Genomic DNA, 22503 nt, shown 5'->3' with positions numbered 1-22503 from the left:
TTTCCCCTCATTATAACTGGTATCGGTAGCTGAATAATTAAACTTTTACTTCGCTTTCGTACTTATCACCAAATCTATCTGTAGCCACTACTTTAACTTTCTTTACCCCTGGCTCAACATGGGCTACAAAAATGTGGTCGGTTTTACGTGGTTCGGCAAAGGTTCGTTTCGCAGGTAGCTGGTCGCCCAGATATAATTGAACCGCTAAAGGATCAAAGGCTTTTTGATTTTCCATTTCGCCTTTTGGCTGTCCATCTGCCCAGTACTCTACTTTCCATTCAGGATCCCAGTTCCAAACGTTGGCAATTACCCTGTTTTGGTTAGTTAATTTATCAGTAAACAAGGCCATCTGGTACGATTTGTCCTCGCCGGTTGATTTGTAATACCATTTCAACTGGTTACCGTCTACATGGTAAACGCCATAGCCACGTGGTGTACCATCTTCGCAAATGGGGCCTGTCCACCAGGCGCCGCAAACGGTACCGTGGTTATGCTCAAATATGTGGTCGGTTATCACATTACGGTGGTAATGCGTATGGCCCGACATGATGTGCGCGTTTTTGAAGTTAGCCATCAACGCATATAATTCTTTATTGTTCTTCACCTCGTTATGTACAGGCATATGCAGGGAAACAATCAGCAAGGCATCTTTATCAACCAGCTCCAGGTCTTTTTTCAACCAGCTTAATTGCTGGTCGGTGATCCAGCCGTCATAGTTGCGGTCGACACCTAAATAGCGAACATTATCTATTACTACATAATGCGCTTTGCCCCTGTTAAAAGAATAATAAGTTGGCCCGTAGTGGCTTTTAAAGGTATGGTCTGATGTTTCATCGCCGCCTTCACGATAATCTTCATCATGGTTACCTAAAGCCTGGAAGAACGGGATACCCATATCGTTCACAGCTTTATTATAATCATAAAACAAAGCATGGTTGTCCCAAACCAAGTCGCCTACACAAATACCGTGGACTAATTCGCCCGGCATGCTTTTTAGCAGCTTTTTCACGTCGGGTACCGAGGTATCCATCATTTGCTGCACATCCTTATCATTCTTTACCTGCGGATCAGCCCATAAAATGAAGGCGTGCTTATCGTCATTTTTCTTCAGCGGCACTAATTCAAAATCGAAATACGAACTATTTTTTATGGCGTAATAAAACTTAGCCAGGTTCTTTTCGTGAGGTATCTCATATCCGGCCGGGATACTGACATAAACAAATTGGGCATTATCGGCCGGGTTTATTTTATAATTACCATTGGCATCCGTCTTAACAACACTAAAGCCATCAGTTACCATTACATTGGCCAGGGGCTTGCCTCCCGCAGTTACCTTACCGGCAATTGCATCGTTTTTTGAAAGCGCGTATAAGAAGTTAGATTTAAAGGTTAGCGCTAAACCACCGGCTGTGATTAATGATTGTTGAATAAATGATCTGCGTTTCATTGCAATAAGCGTATAAATTATAGTCAAAATAGTGGAAGCAGGGTATCCTGCTTCCACGTTATAACATTTGAACAAGTAAAACCATTAGGATATTACTCTCTTATATTCAAATTAGCGAGATATTGGAACCACATACCGTTTTAAAATAGTTCCATCCGTATAACTCTGTAATTGAAAGTAGAACACATCCCCGTCAAGATTCACTTTAACATAATATTGGCCATTCGGAATAGTGGTGGGAATTTGAAAATGTGTTTCCCATTCTACAGTACACCCGGCCAAAAGGAACTGCTGATTACTTATCGGCACCGAATATTCATCGCCTGTGGTCGTATCTTCAAATATAACCCAGGAATAGCCATAGCAAGTACATGCTTGATATAATGTCATGGAGAAGTTAGAGCCAGAAGCAGCCGCCCACATTATCGGTGATTCAGGATAACGAGCCCCGGGGCATTCTCCCGTAGTAGTATCTTGGGGTTCGGGCCAGCCAGTCCAAAAATCACTTGTAGTAGTTGGTATAGGAGATTCACCATTAGAAAAATTAGGGGGATTTATCGTGCAAATTTGTGCCGGAACTTCCTCTACAACTTGTTCACAATTGACAGGGTCGCCATTTTGATCATAATCGCAATTCCAGTACATAAAATAATATACTCCTGCTACGCAAGACTCATATGAGTCGGTCGTTTGTATTTTTAATTTATTTATAATCAGACCTCTGTTATTATCGCTAACTCCACCCAAATTGTATGATTGTGTAGATAAGAATTTCCCTTTCCAGCTTTTATAGGTTACATATCCACTAAAGTCCTTACTCATATTTAGGAAATGATTGTCATGTAAACCTTTATATCCTTTTGTTAAATATTCCGCAGTTGGCATGATTGTCATGATTTTCTCAGTAACCATACCGCTTACTTTATCTTTATAAATCACAAGTCGGTCAAAGGAGTTTTCAGCCATCTCTTTGAGTACAGAAGTTATACCCGAAGCACCTTTCAATATTATACTACGTCGCGTGTAGGTGATAGGAACTTCAACAAAAAATGATGTTTTGTTTTCACCGACATAAGCTTTTGAAAAGTCTACTTTCTTAAGGATTTTTTCGGTCTTTCCAGCAATGTTAATTGTGTCATAATTTCCATACTTTGTATCAAGAGAATTGTAATAAGCTTCAGCAACAACTACGGTCAATTTTTCTGACACACTTGTCTCCTTTGACTGATTTTTTTTGCAAGCAAAATTTGCCGCAAAAAATAAAATTATAACTATTGTGATCTTTAAGGTCCTCATAGTGATTAAGTTAGATGGAATTATAAGTTTTAAATATCGCAGGGCTACATCGTTTTCTTTGGAGGTTATTTATATCGACTCGTCCTATGGATTATTTGTAAAGAATTACTTTAATCTACATTAAATAAATGATTAGAAAAAAATAATTACTTATATGGTTATAAGGAGGCAGGGTAACCCTGCCTCCTTTAATCACCTTCGTACGTTATATTTTACGAAGCTTATTTAAGCTTTGTTGCTCCGTCACCTTCAATATCGGCTAAAGCAACAGGTAAAATATTAGTTGTGGATCGTGCGGCTACCCATTTGCCTAAACTCACATTATATACCCCTCCTAACATATCCCATGAATTTGCAAGCGGAAGGATATAAGCTAAGGTATTACTACCCTGCCTGTTGTAAGGCTGAGGCGTTAATGAGATCACGTCTTTAAGGTCATATAAATCGGTGTTTGTAATAGGATAACCCACGTTAGCAACCGGATCGAACAATGTACCGCCCGTACCATAGAATATCACATCAACGGGTACACTGGCCAGTGTAATATTTAACCCGGGAAGAACCGCTATCCCTGCTGCATTACCGCTATTGGCCAGCAGGTTGGTAGTTTTAGTACCAAATGTAGCTGGTGTAGCTGTAGAAAAGTTAGGGCTGTTGGTTGTTTGATAATTGAACGCCCCTATCCATGTTGACGAAGATATATCTGCCGAGGTAGAACCCGCAATGCGTTTACCGCTGCCGCCGGTATAAAAATACTGACCTTTGGTAACCGATCCTGTTTTTAGTTCAAACTTAAAGGTACGCAAATCGCCGGTGGCCCAGCCTTTGGTAGGGAAACCTGTTGGGGTTGATGCACCTGCGTTGTTAGTAAATACTACGCTAAAAGGCTCGGTAGCGAAGTTAATATCACGCGTAGCTAATAATTGCACATATTCATAAGGATAATCAGTGCCCGGAGGGTCGGCATAAAAGCCGCAAATTATTATTGGTGCTATAGATATTACAGAACTTAATATTTTCACATCGCTACCACTACGCATGCGTAACTGAGGGACAATGGTACCATCTGTGGCAGTAGTGCCATATATAATACCTGTAAAATTTGCACTTACCGGTAAAACAGTACTTGCAAATGTAGCTGCAGCCTCGGTATGCATATTAATATTCCCAAACCCATCATTAATCACCTTGTCACCAGAAAATGTTTCTGTTGGTGCCGGCAACGGATCGAAACCACCTTTAACAACTGCTACTAAGGTACTTTCATAGTTATCGGGATTTGCCAGGATAGCCGCGCTGGTTGCCCGTGTACCTATAACTGTGTTTCCGGATGATACTTTAGTAATATTCGCGGTTGATAAACCGGTAAGCTGCAACACGCCGCTTGAGCGGGTAAGCACTGCACCTGTCACATCAACCATTAACGAGTCGCCCGGTGCATATTTTGCTGCATCGGCACCTAAATTAATAGCGATCCCTCTTAACCTTGTGCGACGGTTATTTTGCATCACTAATAAACCGGGGCGCATATTACCACCTGTAAAATCAGACACAACAGTGCCTATAATCTCATGGGCACCAGCCATATTCTTAGTATCAAGCGTTACATCTGTGCCTTTATAAATTTGCCGAAGGTCGGTAATTGCAATTATCGGGCTAAGTACGCCATCCGGATAATTGTTCCCCTTTTGACAGCCAGACCAAATACCGGCTGATGCAATAAGGAGAAGTGAATAGAATAATATCTTTTTCATGTCTTAATTTATATGATATAAATTTAAAGTAATAACCTTATGGTTTTTGCCACCATACTTGTGTGCTGATAACATCCGGGCCCTGGTTAGCAACTGCTGCGGTATAATTTGCAGGGTTAGCCGATTGTACATATACAGGATAATTTAATCGTGCCGGCATAATCTTATTGTTTAATACGCCGGGGCCTTTAGGCAAAACCGGATGGCCTGTACGGCGATTTTCAAACCACTCCTGGAAATCTGTCCAGAACAGGGTATAATACTTTTGTACATGGATTATCTCCATTTTATCATCCAATGATAATGCATCATTCCAGGTAATATCCGCAGCGGTCTCATATGATGCTACAGTAATCGGCGCTGTAAAATAGGTAGGTAACCAAAATGTGATAGCATTTTGAACGCCGGCATCATAATATGTTTTTGGTATACCAGTGGTAATATATCCTTTTAACGAAGCTTCTGCTAAAATAAATTGCAACTCGCCATAGTTCATAATATTACCGCCAAGGGGTTCGCTTTCATAACTTTTGCCACCCGGACCATTGGCAGTTGAATAAAAGTATGATTTGGTAGTAGGTGCTGTACCTGCTGCATAACCGCTTGGCACACCCACAAAGTTACCACTTGATGGCGCAATAGACCATACACCGCCTGGTGCACCATTAAACAGCGTATACAAACGTGGGTCCTGCCATTTTGTTAAGTTATTAATAAAAAAGGATGATAAAGCCGGCGCCCTCCAATCCTGTTCGCGTACACCGTTAATAAATGGTGATGTTAAATAACCCACACCTGTCCATCTTAAAACAGCGGCATCCGTATTACTGGTCATAATTGGATAATTTGCCTTATTAACATCAACTATATCATGTATTTTGGCTATTACATCATTAGCTACCTCCGCCTTACCTGATAATCTTAGTAAAAGTCTTAAATATAACGAGTTACCAAACTTGCGCCATTGCGCGCAGTTACCTGCATAAACAGGATCACTGGCGGCTACAACATTTGGTGCACCATTTAACAGAGTATTAGCATTTTCTAACTGCTTGAAAATATCCAGGTAGATATCTTTTTGCTTATCAAATGCTGGTTCAAATATACCATCCCTGCCCATGTTAGACTGGAAGTAAGGTATATCGCCGTAAGTATCTGTTAAAATAGAATAAACCCAGGCCTGGCAAATTAATGAGATGCCCTGATAGCCTTTATTAGCCACCAACGGGTCAGCGGCAGTGCTATAAACATCCTTAAAATTTGAAAGCTGCTGATACAGGTTATTCCACATATAATCTGCCTGGTTGGGCCTGATATCATATCTGAACACTGCACCTTCACCGTCAGTTTCTGCAACTGTTATCTGTACCAACTCGTTACTAAACGTACGTGCTTTCAGCATATTGGCGGTCATGGTATTAACCAATGCCGGCGCCAGTAATTGCTGAGGCAATGCCGTAGGCGAAGTATTTGGGTTGGTATTAATTTGCTGGAAATCTTTTTTACAAGATGGTTGCGCTATAGCAAACAGCATTATAGCACCCATAATTTTATATATATTCCTTTTCATCGTAATCTTATAATTAGAGGGTTATAGCTACACTAACACCCAAAGTCCTGCTAGATGGGAATTGACCAATTTCAAAGCCCTGTGTTATGTCAGCACCTGCAAGGGTACCAAATTCAGGATCAAATCCGGGCCATTTTGTCCAGATAAACAAATCACGGCCATACACACCGATAGTTGCACGTTGTACACCTATTTTACTGGTTAGGCGTGCAGGTAATGTATAGTTAAGTGTTGCTTCCCTTAATTTAATAAAGTTAGTACTATAAGTAGCACCTTCAGCATTGTATGAACCATAGGCATGCTGATAGTACTGATCGATATCGGATGCAATAATATCATTTGGACGATAGGTTCCATCTGCGTTTCTTATTACACCGTTACCAATAATACCATTATAGCGGCCTGGCAAAGTATTGGTTGTTTTACCTTGTTCCGCTAATTTATACGCCGTTAACGAATAGGCTACCGCGCCGTATTGTCCGTCAAACAAAACACTTAAATGGAAATTTTTGTAGGTAAAATCATTACTTAAACCCATTTTCCATTTCGGCTGAGTATTACCCAGGTAAATTGGATTTGGTGTAATCAAAGCTGTACCAACGGCTTGTACGGCTGGGTCGGCATTGAAAACAACCTGACCGTCGGGCGAACGCTGATAACCTGTACCATACAGGTCGCCCATACTGCCGCCTACTTTAGCTACTAGCTGGCCTTGTGCTACCGGGCCTGTTTGCAGTACTACAGTACTGTCGCCTAAAGCGGTAATTTTATTTCGGTTAGCCGAGAAAGTGTAGTTCACCATCCATTTAAAGTTTTTCTTCTGAATTGGCGTACCACCGGCTGTAATTTCTATACCCTTATTAAATACAGTACCTAAGTTTACTACCGCGCGGGGGGCGCCTGCAGAGTTATCAATTACACGGTTAAGTATCTGATTTGTTGTGTTTCCTTCGTACACAGCCAAGTCTAAATTTACCCTGCTTTTAAAGAAACGCAGATCAGTACCTAACTCATAAGTAACAGTTCTTAATGGCTCAAGGTTAGGATCGGCAATGATACTTGGATTTTTCAATCCACCGGCATAAGTACTTCCGGCTGATTCGTAAGTAAATGCAGTGCGGTAAGGAACAGTAGAGCCGCTACCTACCGATGCAGCTGAGAACCTTAGTTTGGCAAAGCTTACATAATCAGGCAGTTTTAAATGATCTGAAGCTACATAACTTAAACTTGCTGACGGGTAAAAGAAACCCACTTTATCGGTACGTTCCGGTGTTGCCAGCGTACTGTTCCAGTCCTGGCGACCGGTGATATCCAGGTACAAATAGTTTTTGTAGCTTGTTGATAACAAACCGTAGAAGCTATTGATAGCAAATTTAGTAGAATTTGGCAGCGCAATTAATACACCTGCACTGTTGGCCGTAGTATAAACTTCAGGGTATATTAACGAGTCGGCACGTAGTTCATCTTCACGATAGTTATTTTTAACCATGCTACCACCTGCTGTAGCAGTGATATTGAAATCCCTTATCTGCTTGGTATACCTTAACAGGAAGTCGGCGCTTGTTTCCTGCTGGTATATATTTTGATAACGGAACGATCCTTTTGGAAGTTTAGTACCAGCATCATAAGGCCTGTCCTGCTCGCGGTGATCGTAGCTCATGTCCAACGAAGTACGCAATTGCAGGCTTAAACCTTTGGTAATATTATAGGTGGCCTGTACGTTTCCGGTTACCGCGTTACGGTTTTGTTTGTTTATAAATTCGTAAGTAATGGCATATGGGTTTTCAGGAAACGTACTATATGGATATTCAATCACCCTACCCGTTTGCCCAATTTTCCAATAGTTTTTCAACCAATCTATATCAGCATTTGGTTGCCAAAAAATAAACCAATACATTAACGATTGGTTACCATAACCAGCACCCGGCATATTATCGCTAAACTTGTTTTGATAATTTACTTTAGCAGCAATAGTCAGTTTATCATTGATTTTTGAGTTAACTGACATTGAAACGGTATTTCGGCCATAACCAGTGTTCGGCGTAATCCAATTGTTAGTAACGTTAGATACGTTGAACCTCGCGGTCGTTTTATCTGTACCCCCATCAACGCTGACGTTATTTGTCAGGGTTTTACCTGTGTTGAAGAACGAGTGTATTTTATTGGTATAAGGTACCCATGGTGTACGTACTTTACCCTGTGCCTGTGTTACCGGGTCAAACTGGTAAAACATCTGGCCGTCAAACTTAGGTCCATAAGCAGAACTGGTACCACTTGTACTTCCACCATCAGCGCTGGCGCCAAACGAATAATAGTTAGCGCCTGCAGTACCCTGACCGTATTCCCACTGATAATCTGGCCAACGGTTAACCTGCTCCATATTAGCGTTTGAATTAACACTTATACCCACACCTTTCTTTTTGGGATTACCTGATTTTGTAGTAATAATAACCGCACCGTTTGCGCCATCCTGACCGTATAATGCTGCGGCAGCAGGGCCTTTCAGTACAGTTACACTCTCAATATCCTGAGGGTTAATGTCGTTTATACTGCTACCATAATCTGCGGGCATATTATCGCTGCCGGTACCGTAAACAGCTTCGCCACCGTTAGCTATACGCCTGCCGCTGCTTCGGTTTGTTACCACACCATCAACAACAATCAGGGCCTCATTACTGCCCGTCAGGTTGTTTTCTCCACGTAAAATAATTTTGGTCGATCCTGTAGGGCCGCTATTTGAACGCACCAGGTTTAAACCCGCTACTTTACCCGACAAAGCATCTGTCCAATTAGCCGCAGGTGCATCGTTAAGTTGTTCACTCTTAATAACTGTCGTGGCATAACCCAGGGCTTTGGTTTCCCTTTTAATACCCAACGCAGTAACTTGCACCTCGTTCAAATCACTTGACGTTGATTTTAAACGGATGCTTACTTTTTCCTGGTTATTATTAAAGGCTTGTTTTTGTACGGTATAACCTAAAAAGCTGAACTGTATAACAACTCCTTTAGGTACCTTTACTGTAAACGCACCATTAATATCGGTTAAACCATAGGTTTTGCGTTGCGCATCGGCAATAGTTACGCCCGGTAACGGACTGCCGTCGGTATCATCAACAACCACACCTTTAACAGTAACAGTTTCCTGTTGCTGAAACAAAATGAAATTTGATGACGCAGACGCTAAATGCGGACTTACCACCAATGCCATTAGCATTAACGGTAAAATTTTTACATACAGGCGTTTATGAAGCCACCGGTAAGTAAGTGCTTCCTGCGGTGTTTTCACATGCCTCGGCACTTGGCCCGACATCTTTAAAAACACGTTAAAGCATTGAGTAAATGTTCTCTTCATAGTAATTCAGGGTTTTACAATTGGTTTTGATTGGTTTGGTTTGTTAATTTCATTTCCTTATGTTTAAGGCACAAAGATGCTTCATGTATGTAAATTTAGTTTTAAGTTTATATTATCATCCCTTAACATTGGCTATATCACCATTTTGTTACTGTTTATATCCATCAACTCCGGATAAAAAGGCTGTAACAAATAACGGTTGGCCAATTCGGTAAATTCTTTCACTTGTTTTAACTCCCAGTTTTTATCATGACCCAGCTCGGCCGCGATAGTAGCAGCTACTTCGGGTGCCATTAATATAGCCGCTTTGGCATCTAAAAACAGTACGCGTAACCTTCTGGCTAACACGTCTTCAATAGTGCGAGCCATTTCATTCCGTACCACCCATAATACCTCAGCTTTTATAATATCGTAACCATCCAATAATTTTACGGCCAACCCGGCATCCTCCGCTGCCAGCTTTCTTATCCCCGCTGCATCTGCTCCGTAACTGGCTAATGGCCCTGGCTGTATATTAGTAACATAGCCATGTATATGAACATTCTTCGAAGCGCATTTCACATGCGGCAAACCAGCCACTTGTATCGCTTTATCTATCACATCTTCGGCCATTTTACGATATGTTGTCCACTTACCGCCGGTTATAGTGATAAGTCCCGATGCGTTAACAATTAACTTATGGCTCCTTGAAATCTCCTTGGTTGTGCCTGTTTCTTTGCCTGTAGCCGCCAATGGCCTTAAACCAGCAAATACCGATAATACATCGGCACGGGTAGGTTTCTTTGTCAGGTATTGTGAAGCTGTATTTAAAATAAAGTCGATCTCTTTCTCTAAAGCAACCGGCTCTAAACTATGCTGGTTTAAGGGTGTATCTGTTGTGCCTAATAATAAACTACCATGCCATGGTACGGCAAACAGAACGCGCCCATCATCGGTTTTTGGTATCATCAGGGCGCTTTCGCCGTCTAAAAACGATTTATCTAAAACCACATGCACACCCTGGCTTGGTCTTACAATAGGCTTGGTAAGCGGGGTGTCCATTTGCAATATATCATCAACAAAAACCCCGGTGGCGTTTATAACCACGCGCGCATTTATTGCGTATTCATTATTGCTTTCCGTATCCAGGGCTTTAATACCGGTTACCTTGTCCCCTGTTTTTAGCAGGCCGGTAACTTTCATATAATTAATAAGCACACCGTTATTTTCGGCACAGGTTTGTGCAAGATTAATAGCCAAACGGGCGTCATCAAACTGGCCGTCACTATAGCGCACCCCGCCCAGCAAATTTTTCATTTGCAAGCGCGGTATAGCCGAGGCGACTTTTTTATTTGATAAAAATGCTGAATGGTTGAACCCCCTGTTTCCGGCCAATAGATCGTAAAACTTCAGACCTATTAAATACATGAATTTTGCTTTGTATCCATAACAGGGGATGATGAACTCCTGCTCTTTAACCAGGTGGGGTGCATTTTTAAAAAGCAATCCCCGCTCTTGCAAAGCTTCGTAAACCAAAGCAATATCGCCCTGGGCTAAATATCGCACCCCGCCATGAACAAGTTTAGTGCTGCGGCTTGATGTACCTTTAGCAAAATCGGCTTGTTCAACTAACAAGGTTTTATATCCACGTAAGGCTGCATCAAGGGCGGTACCTAAACCGGTTGCCCCTCCGCCTATCACAATCACATCCCAAATTGTATTACTTTTTATAGCTTGCAAAAAGCTATCCCGTTCAAATCTCATTCCGTTTAGTTTCGTATACAATTATTGCACTTTTTTTTGTAAATAAAAAAAACAAAACGAAACTTTTTTCTCCACAAAAAATGAACATTTAATACATTTTACCAAAAGGTGCTTACCATTAGTTATTTTTCAATAAAAGTGTATGTTATTTATCATATTGTTAGTTTTGTTAAATAACATCAGTTTAACCGCATTATTAATTTTTAACAAATAATTTATAGTATGTATAACACTTGTCGCTTTTTGGTAGTTTTTATGCTTTTTTCCACCGCATTATATGCGCAGGATAAATCATGGAAATTTGCGCATATTTCCGACACCCACATCGGCAATGAAACTTCAGTTGAAGACTTAAGAAGGACAGTGCGGGATATCAATGCCAACCCGGACATACAGTTTGCAGTTATTTCTGGCGATATCACCGAATTTGGCGCGGACGAAGAATTAAGAACGGCTAAAAATATTTTAGACAGCCTGAATAAACCCTGGTATATTGTTCCGGGCAACCACGACATGAACTGGTCGGAAAATGGCGGTAATAGTTTTAAAAAAATATTTGGCTCCGAAACTTTCGCTACCAAGCAACATGGCTATTTATTTATAGGAATCAACTGCGGGCCAAATATGCGCATGAGCCCGGGACAAGTACCACGGGAAAACCTGGTTTGGCTGGATTCGGTACTAAAAGCCACGCCAAAAGAAACCCCAATTATATTTGTGAACCATTACCCGCAGGATTCATCGCTGAACAACTGGTATGAGATTGTAGACCGGCTTAAAACACACAATATTCAATTAGTGATCTGCGGTCACGGACATAATAACCATCACCTTAATTTTGAGGGTATCCCGGGGATTATGGGCCGGTCTAATTTACGCGCTAAGGACCCTGTTGGCGGTTATAACATTGTAACCATTGCTGCCGATTCTGTTTATTATAACGAGCGTACCCCGGGTGTCGCCACTAAACCTGTTTGGACCAAAGACCGTCTATATAATCATCACTTTAAACCCGAAAGCAAGTATAAGCGACCAGGCTATGCTGTAAACCAACAGTTCAACAATGTACAGACCCTATGGCGCATACAAGACGATAGCGATATTGGCGCGGGTACTACCATAGTAGGCGATAAGGTTATTGTAGTTAACACCGCGGGCCGGATAAAAGCTTATGCATTAACAACAGGTAAACAAGTATGGGCAACCAAAGCAGGCGGGAAAATTTATAGTACGCCATGCGCCGCAGACAATTTCATTGTAGTAGCCTGCACTGATGATTACCTGTATTGCCTGGATAAAAACACCGGGCGCATTAACTGGAAAGCAGTATCAGGTAAACCTATTGTGGCATCGCCGGTAATAAAGGACGGCCGCGTATTTTGCGGTAGTTCTGACGGGCATTTTAAATGTTACGACTTAAAAACAGGGAAAGTAAATTGGGATTTTGCCGCTGTGAAGGGCTTTGTAGAAACCCGGCCATTGCTATATAATGGTAATGTATATTTTGGCAGTTGGGGCAATCACTTTTATGCGCTTAACCAAAAAACAGGGGCAGTTTTATGGGATTGGACCAATGGGTCAACTAACCGCATGTTCTCCCCTGCCTCGTGCGAGCCTGTGGCTACCGGTAACCGCCTGTTTATTGTGGCTCCGGACAGGTACATGACCTGCATTGATGCCATTACGGGCAAACAATTATGGCGTAAGCAAGATCCTAAGATCCGCGTGCGCGAATCAATGGGTATATCAACCGACAGTACTTTGGTTTACGCCAAGACAATGGAAGGCGATGTTGTTGGTTTTGATACCAAGGCCGATAGCATGAGCGTAAAATGGCAGGGCAGCAAAAACATGGGTTACGATATTTCGCCTACGCTGATAAAAGAGCAAGGGGGCCTGGTGTTTGCAACTTCTAATTCGGGGGCTATACTTGCATTTAACCGTGCGGATGGCTCGTTAGCCTGGGTGCACAAAATATCAAACGCGCTGGTAAACCCGCTAAGCTTTGTTAACGACCACCAACTGGTTGCTACCACTATGGATGGGGTAATTGTTTGTCTGAAATATTAAATATTGTAGAGGCACAAAATCTTGTGCCTCTACTTTAATTGTACGGCGCTATCGTTGATATCAAAATTAAATTTTTGTACTAACTTGTACATTTCGGCGCCAGCTAATAATACCGGGCCATAGCCATGGGCTGCAAAGTTATTTACCGGGCGGTAATAATAAAACGCCGGATCGAACCCCATGCCGGTACCTACACATGTGCCTTCCACCTGTCCATCGGTATTTACTTTAGTGCTTACCGCGTTCCAGGCCAGCATGGCCATAGGGCCATAAGCCCGGGCATCAAGCCAGCCCTTATTAACCGCACGCGCTATGCAATAGGCATATATGGCGGTTGCCGATGTTTCCAAATAGCTGTCGTTCCTATCCAATAGCTGGTGCCAAAAGCCGGTTTTATCCTGTAAACGTGCCAGTCCTTCTGCATGTTCTTTCAGCATATTTAAAACCATTGCCCTGCCGGGGTGATTTGCCGGTAGCGCATCCAGCAGTTCTATTTTTGTTAATAAAGCCCAGCCGTTAGCCCGTGCCCAATGGAATTGCGGATGCGGTTCCATACCCTGTACCCAGCCATGCATATACAAGCCCTTTTGATGATTGAACATACGTTTGCTGAATAATTGATATTGCTTAACCGCTTCGTCAAAGTATTTTTTATCGCCTGTTAACACACCCATCTGGGCCAGCGCAGGCAAACTCATGTACAGGTCATCAAGCCACAGGGTATTGAGCAAGGGGCGGTTGCGCGCCAATGTACCGTCACTCAGCCGGAACTCTTTGGTCATAATATAATTGATGTAGTTATCAATTACAGGTCGCACATTAGTTTTAACGCCGCCTGCGCGGATTGTTTTTATCATTGCAGCGGTGATTGAACCGGCATCGTCCAGTGCTTTAGGTTGCAGTACAGAAGCCACAGGAGTTGCCGCGCCTGGGTTGGTTTTCAGGTAGTTTTTATAATGTGCCACCACATCGCCAATAAAATTAATCCGGTTCACGCTGTAATCGGTAAACTTTTTATCGCCTGTGGCCGCACCAGCCTCCAGCATGCCGGTATAGGCTACGCCCCATTCGTAACTGATCAGGCGGAAATCTCCGGGTTTAAATATGGTGTTGGCATTAGCCTTACTGATATCGGTTATAGCGGTCCCGCTTTGCTTATCCTGTAATTGATAAGGTGTCACCGCGTCAAGATAATGGTATACCCTATCCAGCACAGCTTTTATTTCTGTTTGCCTGGGTACACCATATGGCGTAACATAAGCTGGCTTCAGCAGGTGTAAAGGCGTATTTGCATCGTTACCTTTAGCCGTTGTGTATTGGGCATAAGTTGTATTATTTTTTAATAAACACAGTACAAATAAGCAAATGGACAAGCCCAGGCGTAGGCTTTTTACGCGGTATTTTGAATAACACATTAGTGAATGGATTGGTTATAATTAAGGACAAGTTACATGTTTATAGTATTCTCCGTATCCTGTAGTGTCCTGTAGATATGCTGGTTTATGTCAATACCATTTCAATATGGTCTATTCCATCTTCGTCATAGATCTCGCCATCGGCCTTAAAGCCTAACTGGGCGTAAAATTTCATTGCATAAACCTGTGCGCCTATGCGTATAGGGCCGTTACCGTACAACCGGCGCGATTCTTCAATGGCATACGTCGTCAGCACCTTTCCTGCCCCTGTCCCCCGCACGGCAAGACTGGTGATGATCCTTCCAATGGATGCTTCCTTGTAAGATAGTCCGGGCGGCAGCACTCGGGCGTAGGCCGCCAGTTGCGTATCGTTATATAACAAAACATGATGGCATTGCTGATCTTTATTATCCATATCCAGAAAAACGCAGTTCTGCTCAACCACAAATACTTCACTACGTAAGCGCAGTAATTCATATAGTTCGGTTACAGATAGTTCGTTAAATGCCCTGGTGATCTTTTTATAAGTCATATCCTGTGTTAAACACCCCGAATATACAATATTTACTTTCGGCTAAACAGATCAGTGTTGACAACTTAAAAACTTATTTATAATTTAATTTTCAATAATTTCTGAAAGTTAAATATATTATTTATCTTTGTTGCATGCTAACATCAAAAGTACTCGTAATAACCACCACCCTGCTTCAGTTAGCCGGGATAGCGCAAGTGTTATTAGTACTAATGAGCTTCTTATCCCTAAAATATTAAACTGGCATGCTGAACTCATCCAGGTTCGGCCATTAATTAAGCAAATGTTCTGGACTTATGCCGGTTATATCCTGGTGATCAATCTATGCTTCGGCCTGCTTTCTTTTTCCGCTGCCGGTGATTTGATTAACGGATCGAAACTGGCTTTATGCGTTAGCGGCTTCATTACCGTTTACTGGGTATCGCGTGTATTGATACAATTCTTTTATTTCGACAGGGCAGGCTTCCCTACCGGCAATTGGTATAAGCTGGGCGAGGCGCTGCTGGTTTTGCTTTTTGTTTTTTTAAGCGGTGTTTACAGCTACGCTTTTTATGTAAACTATATTCACAATTAATATGGAAACCATCCTTACACACTGTATATACTTTGCGTTTATTAATATGGCCATAGTATTGCTGGGATACGTTATTTTAAAGCGAAAGATAATATGGCTAAGTTGGTTAATAATGGTCGTAGCGATTTATGCCGTTTATGCTATTTTTCAATACGAGCACCCCATTTTTAAAATGTTGGCTATAATTGCTACAACCTTTACAGCCATGAAAGTGATAGCGGCAACCGAAGATTACAAAGACCGTCGCCTTACATTAACTTTTATACAATGGCTAGCATTTGCCGTAGGCTGGGCAGGTATGCGCGCGCAGCCTTTTGAAAAACTGGGTGCTGGCCCGCTACCAAATGCGTGGTACATGGTGCGGTTCGGTATCAGCAGGGTTATTGGGGGCGGGCTTATTGTTTTGCTGGCACGTTACATAACTACCCTGCCATTGAATAGGTCGATAACCCATTTTGCCGTGAGTGTTTTATTATTAACAGGCTTTAGCCTGATATTACATTTCGGTATGCTGGGTATCAGCGCGGGTATGTGGCGGTTTTCTGGGGTAAATACATATTTTCTATTTCGCGCACCGGCTAAAGCAACCAGTTTGACCGAGTTTTGGAGTAAACGCTGGAACATTGCTTTTAGTGAGATGACATCACTAACCATATTTCGCCCGTTGAAAAATAAAATTGGCGCCCCCGCCGCGCTAATGCTTGCCTTTATGTTTTCAGGGTTGTTACACGAATTAGCTTTAAGTGTGCCGGTAAATAGTGGCTACGGGTTACCTATGCTATATTTTATCATCCAGGGAGCATTGGTATTGTTAGAAAAAGCGTTGAACTACAATAAGGTAATGTTTTTACGGCATAAAGCGCTGGCGCATATCTGGACTTTGTTTTGGGTAATAGCGCCGTCACCTTTATTGTTTCATGCAAAATTTATAAAGGAAATAGTTTGGCCACTGGCCGGGCTTACATTTTAATTATAATGGAAGCCCGTTCACATCTACGGTCAGTACTTCGCTCATGTAATCAAAAAAGGGCCGCATATTTTTGAGTGCCTGGCTTACTACCATAAAAAAATCCCTGCTTAAAACTTCCTCATCGGTAAACCGCCTGATGATAAGGTACTGTTTATAACGCAGCAGGTCTATCGCTTCATGATCTGCAGGGTATCCCTTGGGCGTAGTTTTCAATTTATCGCCCTGCAAGGTACCAAACGTGCTTTTAAACGACTGGCTTTGAAGGATGTTTCGCAATGGCGTGGCATCAAAAGCAATGTCATCCCGCACCAATTTCAAATCCTGCGCACTTGGCCCCCAAAAGCCGCCGATAACAAAGCTGTGCCCTGGCTCGAAATGATAGTAGTAGCCACCGCGCCTGTATTTAGTAGCACGTTTAAACCGGCCAAGCCAACCCGGGCAAAATGGGGTTTTATCTTTAGAAAACCTGATGTCCCTGTAAACACGGTACAGGCTTTTCCTTGCCGACGGCGTTTCAATCACATCGTGCTTGTTCAGGTCGTTCAATAACTCGTCCAGAAAAAATTCAACCTTTTGCTTTTCATCCTGATAGACTTCCTTATTCAATGCAAACCACTCTCGATTATTGTTGCTTTGCAATTGGCCCATAAAATCGAAGCTTGATTTTGGGAATACAGGCAGCGTGTTTTCGGTCATTTAATAAAACTACTTATTAAAGTATTATTACAGCCTATGCTAAACAAATTTTTACACAAGGTGGAGAATATTACCTATTTTCGGTTAACCCGTTATGATCATGAAAAGATTAATCCTGTTTACCCTGGTACTTTTTGCCACGCAATTAAAAGCCCAGCAAACCCCAATCCCATCCGGTGTTTTCCATTGGGCAGATGTACCTGTTACAAAAAACGACGGCCGGGAGGGACGCAAAATAATACAGGGATCGACAGCTGAATTGGCTTATTTAGACATACACGCCACTACCCAATTAAAAGGCGCCGCACCGCGCCCACCGCATGCACAAACAGAAACAGAGGAATTTATATTTATAAAGGAAGGCACAGCGAAATTTACTATCGGTCAAAATAGTCAGGTTTTAGGAACGGGCAGCCTGGTATTGATCCCTCCGCATGAAATGCAGGCCATACAAAACGTTGGCGATACCCCGCTCACCTATTATGTATTTGGATTACGCGCTAAACAACCGGCGGATATGGAACGCTCGGCAAAAGCCGGGGGCATATTATTTATTAATGCTGATACGCTGAAATACAACACTACTAAACTTGGCGGCCGGATAAACTATCTGAACAGGCCTACAGCTACACTAAGCAACCTTGAGATGCATATGACGGAATTAAAAGGCAAAGGTCCTGCCCATGCCCCGCATACACATGTAGACACAGAGCTGACCCTGGTGTTGGAAGGTGAAACAGAAATGATTATTAAAGACAAAACTTACAAAGCAGTGGCAGGCGATATTTATTTAATGAACAGTAACGAATTGCATGGCATAAGCAATAGCCAGGATAAGCCCTGTAAATACTTAGCCATCCGATGGAAATAATTGCTCCCCCGCCCGGTTACGCCAGTTGTTGTAGAGCTTGCTGTACCAGCAGAAGCCCCTCCGGCGTATAATTTAATTGCAATGCAAAGCTATGCCCATGGCTATCCATTTTTAATAAAGATTTACGCAGGATATTGATCATCTTGTCGGGTTCAGCTTCGTACTTCTTTCTGAAATCTTCATATTGATATTCCAGGAATACCAGGCAAAGCGCGTTTTCCATAGTTTGTACATCAGCATCAACTTTCAAGCGTTTTTTCAGGATGATCTGGCTTACACGTTCTATCTGCTCATCATTATAACCGGCCTGTTTCATTAAAGCGCCCGTTATAGCTACATGGTGCAGGGCAAGGTCTTTCCGCCACTTCAGGTATGGTTCGCGTCCTTCGGGATAATTTTCGCGCGGTATTTCCCAACGGCCTATATGCTGGCTGCGCGAAGCCAAAAGCAATTCCTCATCAGCATTGGGGTTTAGTTTTAATACCCACTCATACAGTTTAATAGCAAAAAAATATTCCTGCGGATAGCTAACGCACTGCCATTCAAAATTGCGGGGGTCTTGCTTATTATAATCGTCAAAAAGCTGAAAAGCGGTATATAATTTATTCATCGCCTTAAATTACTATCTTTTTCCAGTAACCCAAACGACAATAGACTATAATCTTTTCAGCAGGCCGATATTTCCTGATCTTAAGTGTTCATTTTTTCAGCTTTCTTCCCATGTCTCCGTACACGCAATGCGGCTTGCTCTTTATGGCCCATAAAACCTTCTATCTCGCATAAGCGCATGGCATATTCCCCAACAAAGGCACCAGCTTCGGGCGTGCAGCGCTGATAGGTGCAGTTTTTAAGAAACTTGCCAACCCACAGGCCGCCGGTATACCTGGCTGCTTTATTTGTAGGAAGCGTATGATTAGTGCCGATTACTTTATCGCCGTAGGCCACGTTCGTTTCGGGGCCAAGGAAAAGCGCACCATAATTAGTCATGTTTTGCAGGAAATAGTCCGGATTTTTAGTAAGCACTTCCACATGTTCGTAAGCAAGCATATCGGCCACTTCTACCGCCTCTTTTTCATCTGCCACAATAATTACCGATCCGTTATCGCGCCAGGCCACACCGGCAATATCGGCCGTAGGTAATACTAAAAGTTGTTTCTCAATTTCCGCCAGGGTTTCGTGTGCCAGTTTCTCTGATGTGGTTATCAATGCTGCGGGAGATGTAGGGCCGTGCTCGGCCTGGCCAAGCAGGTCGGTAGCAATTATTTCAGCGTCCGATGTTTCGTCGGCAATTACCAGCACCTCGGTTGGCCCTGCAAATAGATCGATCCCAACCCTTCCATACAATTGCTTTTTAGCCTCGGCTACATAGGCGTTGCCGGGACCAACAATCATATCAACCGGTTTTATGGTTTCAGTACCTATGGCCATAGCGCAAACAGCCTGTACCCCGCCCAATAAGTATATCTCATCGGCACCGGCCAAATACATAGCACATATAGTGGCAGCCGGAACTTTACCGTTGATGGGCGGTGTGCATGCAATTACCCGCTTCACGCCGGCAACCTTAGCCGTAAGGATACTCATGTGCGCCGAAGCAACCATGGGATACCTGCCGCCGGGAATATAGCAACCGGCACTGTTAACCGGAATGTTTTTATGCCCTAAAAACACACCGGGCAGTGTTTCGTATTCAATATCCTGAATTGATGCCCTTTGTTTAGTGGCAAAGTTTTTTATTTGCTGCTGGGCAAATTTGATATCGTCGATCACCTGCTGGGGTACCGAGCTAACGATCTCTTTGATCTGGTCTTCGCTAAGGCGGAAACTTGCTGGTGACCAGTGATCAAATTTTTCTGATAGGCTCCTCACTGCAACATCGCCGTTTGCTTCAATATCTTTAATAATATTGCTTACAATTTCCTTAACCTTCGCATCGGCTTCCTTAAGCTCGGTATCGCTTTTTCCTTTTTTAATAAATGTTAACATAATTGATATGAATTTTACTATTTAGGGCTGATTAAAAGCACCTGCCCGGTATTTGAACCTTTAACAGGCCAGGCAATACCTATATTCATCAGGTAATCGCCCCGGTAGGTAACGCCCTCTTTATCCCGCTCTTCAATTTTTTGCACACTGTACATTTGGTCGACTTTTAGGCCTTTTAATTTTAACGTAGTGGCGGCACGCGAACCATATTGACTGCCCTGAAGATATTCGGCCAGGTTATAGCAAATGATTGCGGACGCTGTAGTTTTTTCATCCTGATACTGCAAGGCGCACCTGTTTTCTTCAAACGGAGATACCAGGCGGTAAACTCTGCCCTGTTGTATCAACGGCCTGATCACTTTATACTCGGCTATCTTTTTTGCAGCAACTACCTTATCTGCCTCAGTCCATTTACGCAGGTCGTCGCCTACAGCCAATACGCCTGCCATCGACACATCAAATTTGAAATTAAAGGATGTTGGCTGGTGGAAAGTATTGCCGGTTACCCACGAAACCATGGTATTAGCCGGTAAAGCACCCAGATAACCATATTGCATAAAAATACGGTCGAGCGGACTGGTATCATCGCTTACCCAAGCCTGGTCCATGCGGGAAAGCATACCCAGATCAACCCTTCCGCCTCCGCTCGCACACGATTCAAACCATACATTTGGGAACCGCTTTTTTAACTCGTCAACCAACCGGTATACATTATTTATAAACCTGATACGCACTTCGCGCTGCATATCAACGGGGGCATCCTTCCAGCCGGTTTCAGATAGATAGCTATTTTGGTCCCACTTCACAAATTTGATATTATGGTCCTGCAAAAGCCTTGTTAGTTTTTGAAGCAGATATTGGTACACTTCTTCTTTAGCCAGGTTTAAATAACGGCGCGTATCGGCCGCTTTCCGGTTTTTAGGCATATCGAACATCCAATCGGGATGGGCCCGGTATACATCGCTGTTAGGTACCGCGCTTTCCGGTTCAATCCAGATACCGAAATCCATGCCCATATCATTAATTTTTTTAATTAATGGCCCTAACCCATTAGGGAACTTTGTCTTATCAACCTCCCAATCGCCAAGGCCTGTTGTTGAACTTACGCGGCCTTTAAACCAGCCATCATCAATTACAAATAATTCAATACCAATATCTTTTGCACGTTTCGCTAATTCTAATTGCTGCTCCTCGTTCACCGCATAAAATGTAGCTTCCCAACTGTTATATAAAACCGGGCGTAACTCATTCCTGTGTTTTTCGGGCAGTATAGTTTTCCTGATATAGTCTGCCAGGCTTTGGGCGGCACCATCTGGTCCGCCGTTAGTATACCCTACCGAAAACTTGGGGGTTTCAAATGTTTCGCCGGGTTTTAATTGCCACGAGGTATCCCAAAAGTTGATCCCCCCTAAAATCTGCACATTTCCGTCAATAGACTTATCGAACATCAGTTGCCAGTTACCGCTATAATGCAGCGAGCCAAACCAGGCCGGCCCGGTATCTTTAGCGGCATTTTGCGGGCGCACCATAAACCATGGCGGGTTAAAATTAGCTTTAAACGCCTTATTTTGTTCAATTTTTAAACCTGGGGTAAGCAGCGTTTCCTGTTGCTGAAATTCATTCATTTGCTTGCCGGCTAAGTGGGTGAGCTTATACTCATCTGCCGGTAAAACAATACTGCCCGAAAGCATATTTTCAATTTTGATATTGCCCCTGGCGCCTGTATTCTTAGCAACCACCCATTTTTCAAGAATATCAAATTCGGGCAATACGCGGATGTAGGAGGTTACCTCAAGCGGATAATATTTGTCTTTTTGTGTTATCTTGAGTGTATACCGCCCGTCAATAGTAACTACCTCTCCTTTTACATAAGTTAGTTCGGCCTCCCGCACATTGTCATCAAAAATCACTTCCAGGGCAGATGTTTTAAATGGATAGTTTCCCCTAACTGGTACTTCATCTATACCTTCAAACCATAGCGGGTTTTTCACTACGTTTTCAGCTTGCTCGCGTGAGCCATAGAATACAGGTTTAACTGCATTTGCAGAGGTGATGTACAACTGATATACCGACGAGCGGGTTTTGATCATCCAACCTTTGGGGTTAGCTAATTCAACCACTACATCCTGTTTTTTAGGATGTTGCCCCATTGCGGTTAAGCACGGCAGCACCAAACAAAGGATATTTATAATTTTAGTAAATCGCATAGGCTGTACACAGTAATACA

At 42.7% G+C, this 22503-nt stretch carries 16 protein-coding genes; 4 read left to right on the top strand and 12 right to left on the bottom strand.

Features of this window, described 5'->3' with window-relative positions:
* Positions 1–37 precede the first annotated feature (37 nt).
* From IRJ18_RS07305 to IRJ18_RS07280, 6 genes are all read right to left on the bottom strand, one after another.
* Positions 38–1447, bottom strand: coding sequence for a calcineurin-like phosphoesterase C-terminal domain-containing protein (locus tag IRJ18_RS07305; RefSeq protein ID WP_194105537.1), 1410 nt, complete (start codon positions 1445–1447; stop codon positions 38–40).
* Between the two features lie 111 nt (positions 1448–1558).
* Complete coding sequence (locus IRJ18_RS07300) at positions 1559–2743, bottom strand: hypothetical protein (protein WP_194105536.1); 1185 nt, start codon at positions 2741–2743, stop codon at positions 1559–1561.
* 221 nt (positions 2744–2964) lie between these two features.
* Positions 2965–4497, bottom strand: coding sequence for a DUF5689 domain-containing protein (locus IRJ18_RS07295; protein WP_194105535.1), 1533 nt, complete (start codon positions 4495–4497; stop codon positions 2965–2967).
* Positions 4498–4534: 37 nt separating this feature from the next.
* Entirely contained in the window at positions 4535–6067 is a 1533-nt protein-coding gene (locus IRJ18_RS07290) for a SusD/RagB family nutrient-binding outer membrane lipoprotein (protein ID WP_194105534.1), read from the bottom strand.
* Positions 6068–6080: 13 nt separating this feature from the next.
* Positions 6081–9419: a SusC/RagA family TonB-linked outer membrane protein gene (locus tag IRJ18_RS07285; protein ID WP_228072613.1), complete on the bottom strand. Its 3339-nt coding sequence runs from the start codon at positions 9417–9419 to the stop codon at positions 6081–6083.
* Positions 9420–9551: 132 nt separating this feature from the next.
* Positions 9552–11162, bottom strand: coding sequence for a glycerol-3-phosphate dehydrogenase/oxidase (locus IRJ18_RS07280; RefSeq protein WP_194105533.1), 1611 nt, complete (start codon positions 11160–11162; stop codon positions 9552–9554).
* 222 nt (positions 11163–11384) lie between these two features.
* On the opposite strand from IRJ18_RS07280, the gene IRJ18_RS07275 reads away from it, so the two are divergent.
* Positions 11385–13232, top strand: a complete 1848-nt coding sequence (locus IRJ18_RS07275) for an outer membrane protein assembly factor BamB family protein (protein ID WP_194105532.1) — start codon at positions 11385–11387, stop codon at positions 13230–13232.
* Between the two features lie 29 nt (positions 13233–13261).
* Here the strand turns inward: IRJ18_RS07275 and IRJ18_RS07270 are convergent, their stop codons facing one another.
* Positions 13262–14647, bottom strand: coding sequence for a glycoside hydrolase family 88/105 protein (locus tag IRJ18_RS07270; protein WP_194105531.1), 1386 nt, complete (start codon positions 14645–14647; stop codon positions 13262–13264).
* 85 nt (positions 14648–14732) lie between these two features.
* Positions 14733–15179: a GNAT family N-acetyltransferase gene (locus IRJ18_RS07265; protein WP_194105530.1), complete on the bottom strand. Its 447-nt coding sequence runs from the start codon at positions 15177–15179 to the stop codon at positions 14733–14735.
* A gap of 130 nt (positions 15180–15309) precedes the next feature.
* On the opposite strand from IRJ18_RS07265, the gene IRJ18_RS07260 reads away from it, so the two are divergent.
* Positions 15310–15753 carry a hypothetical protein gene (locus IRJ18_RS07260; RefSeq protein WP_228072612.1) on the top strand — a complete coding sequence of 148 codons (444 nt, stop codon included), beginning with the start codon at positions 15310–15312 and terminating at the stop codon, positions 15751–15753.
* A 112-nt stretch (positions 15754–15865) separates the two neighbouring features.
* Positions 15866–16723 (top strand): MBOAT family protein, encoded by an 858-nt coding sequence (locus IRJ18_RS07255; RefSeq protein ID WP_194105529.1) that lies wholly within the window; start codon positions 15866–15868, stop codon positions 16721–16723.
* Here IRJ18_RS07255 and IRJ18_RS07250 read toward each other — a convergent pair whose 3' ends face one another.
* On the bottom strand, positions 16724–17419 hold the full coding sequence (locus tag IRJ18_RS07250) for a DUF2461 domain-containing protein (RefSeq protein ID WP_194105528.1): 696 nt from the start codon (positions 17417–17419) through the stop codon (positions 16724–16726).
* 100 nt (positions 17420–17519) lie between these two features.
* Between IRJ18_RS07250 and IRJ18_RS07245 the strand changes: the two genes are divergently transcribed.
* Positions 17520–18290: a cupin domain-containing protein gene (locus tag IRJ18_RS07245; RefSeq protein ID WP_194105527.1), complete on the top strand. Its 771-nt coding sequence runs from the start codon at positions 17520–17522 to the stop codon at positions 18288–18290.
* 16 nt (positions 18291–18306) lie between these two features.
* Here IRJ18_RS07245 and IRJ18_RS07240 read toward each other — a convergent pair whose 3' ends face one another.
* The 3 genes from IRJ18_RS07240 to IRJ18_RS07230 form a co-directional block, all read right to left on the bottom strand.
* The gene (locus IRJ18_RS07240; RefSeq protein WP_194105526.1) at positions 18307–18900 is read right to left on the bottom strand and encodes a DUF4202 domain-containing protein; all 594 of its coding nucleotides are present in this window, start codon (positions 18898–18900) and stop codon (positions 18307–18309) included.
* A gap of 80 nt (positions 18901–18980) precedes the next feature.
* On the bottom strand, positions 18981–20276 hold the full coding sequence (hisD, locus tag IRJ18_RS07235) for a histidinol dehydrogenase (RefSeq protein ID WP_194105525.1): 1296 nt from the start codon (positions 20274–20276) through the stop codon (positions 18981–18983).
* 17 nt (positions 20277–20293) lie between these two features.
* Positions 20294–22483 carry an alpha-galactosidase gene (locus IRJ18_RS07230; protein WP_194105524.1) on the bottom strand — a complete coding sequence of 730 codons (2190 nt, stop codon included), beginning with the start codon at positions 22481–22483 and terminating at the stop codon, positions 20294–20296.
* Positions 22484–22503: the final 20 nt, after the last annotated feature.

Origin of the sequence: Mucilaginibacter boryungensis (assembly GCF_015221995.1) — a bacterium.
Classification (GTDB): Bacteria; Bacteroidota; Bacteroidia; order Sphingobacteriales; family Sphingobacteriaceae; genus Mucilaginibacter; species Mucilaginibacter boryungensis.
The sequence above is the reverse complement of the archived record's forward strand: the minus strand, read 5'-3'. Positions and strand labels throughout refer to the sequence as shown.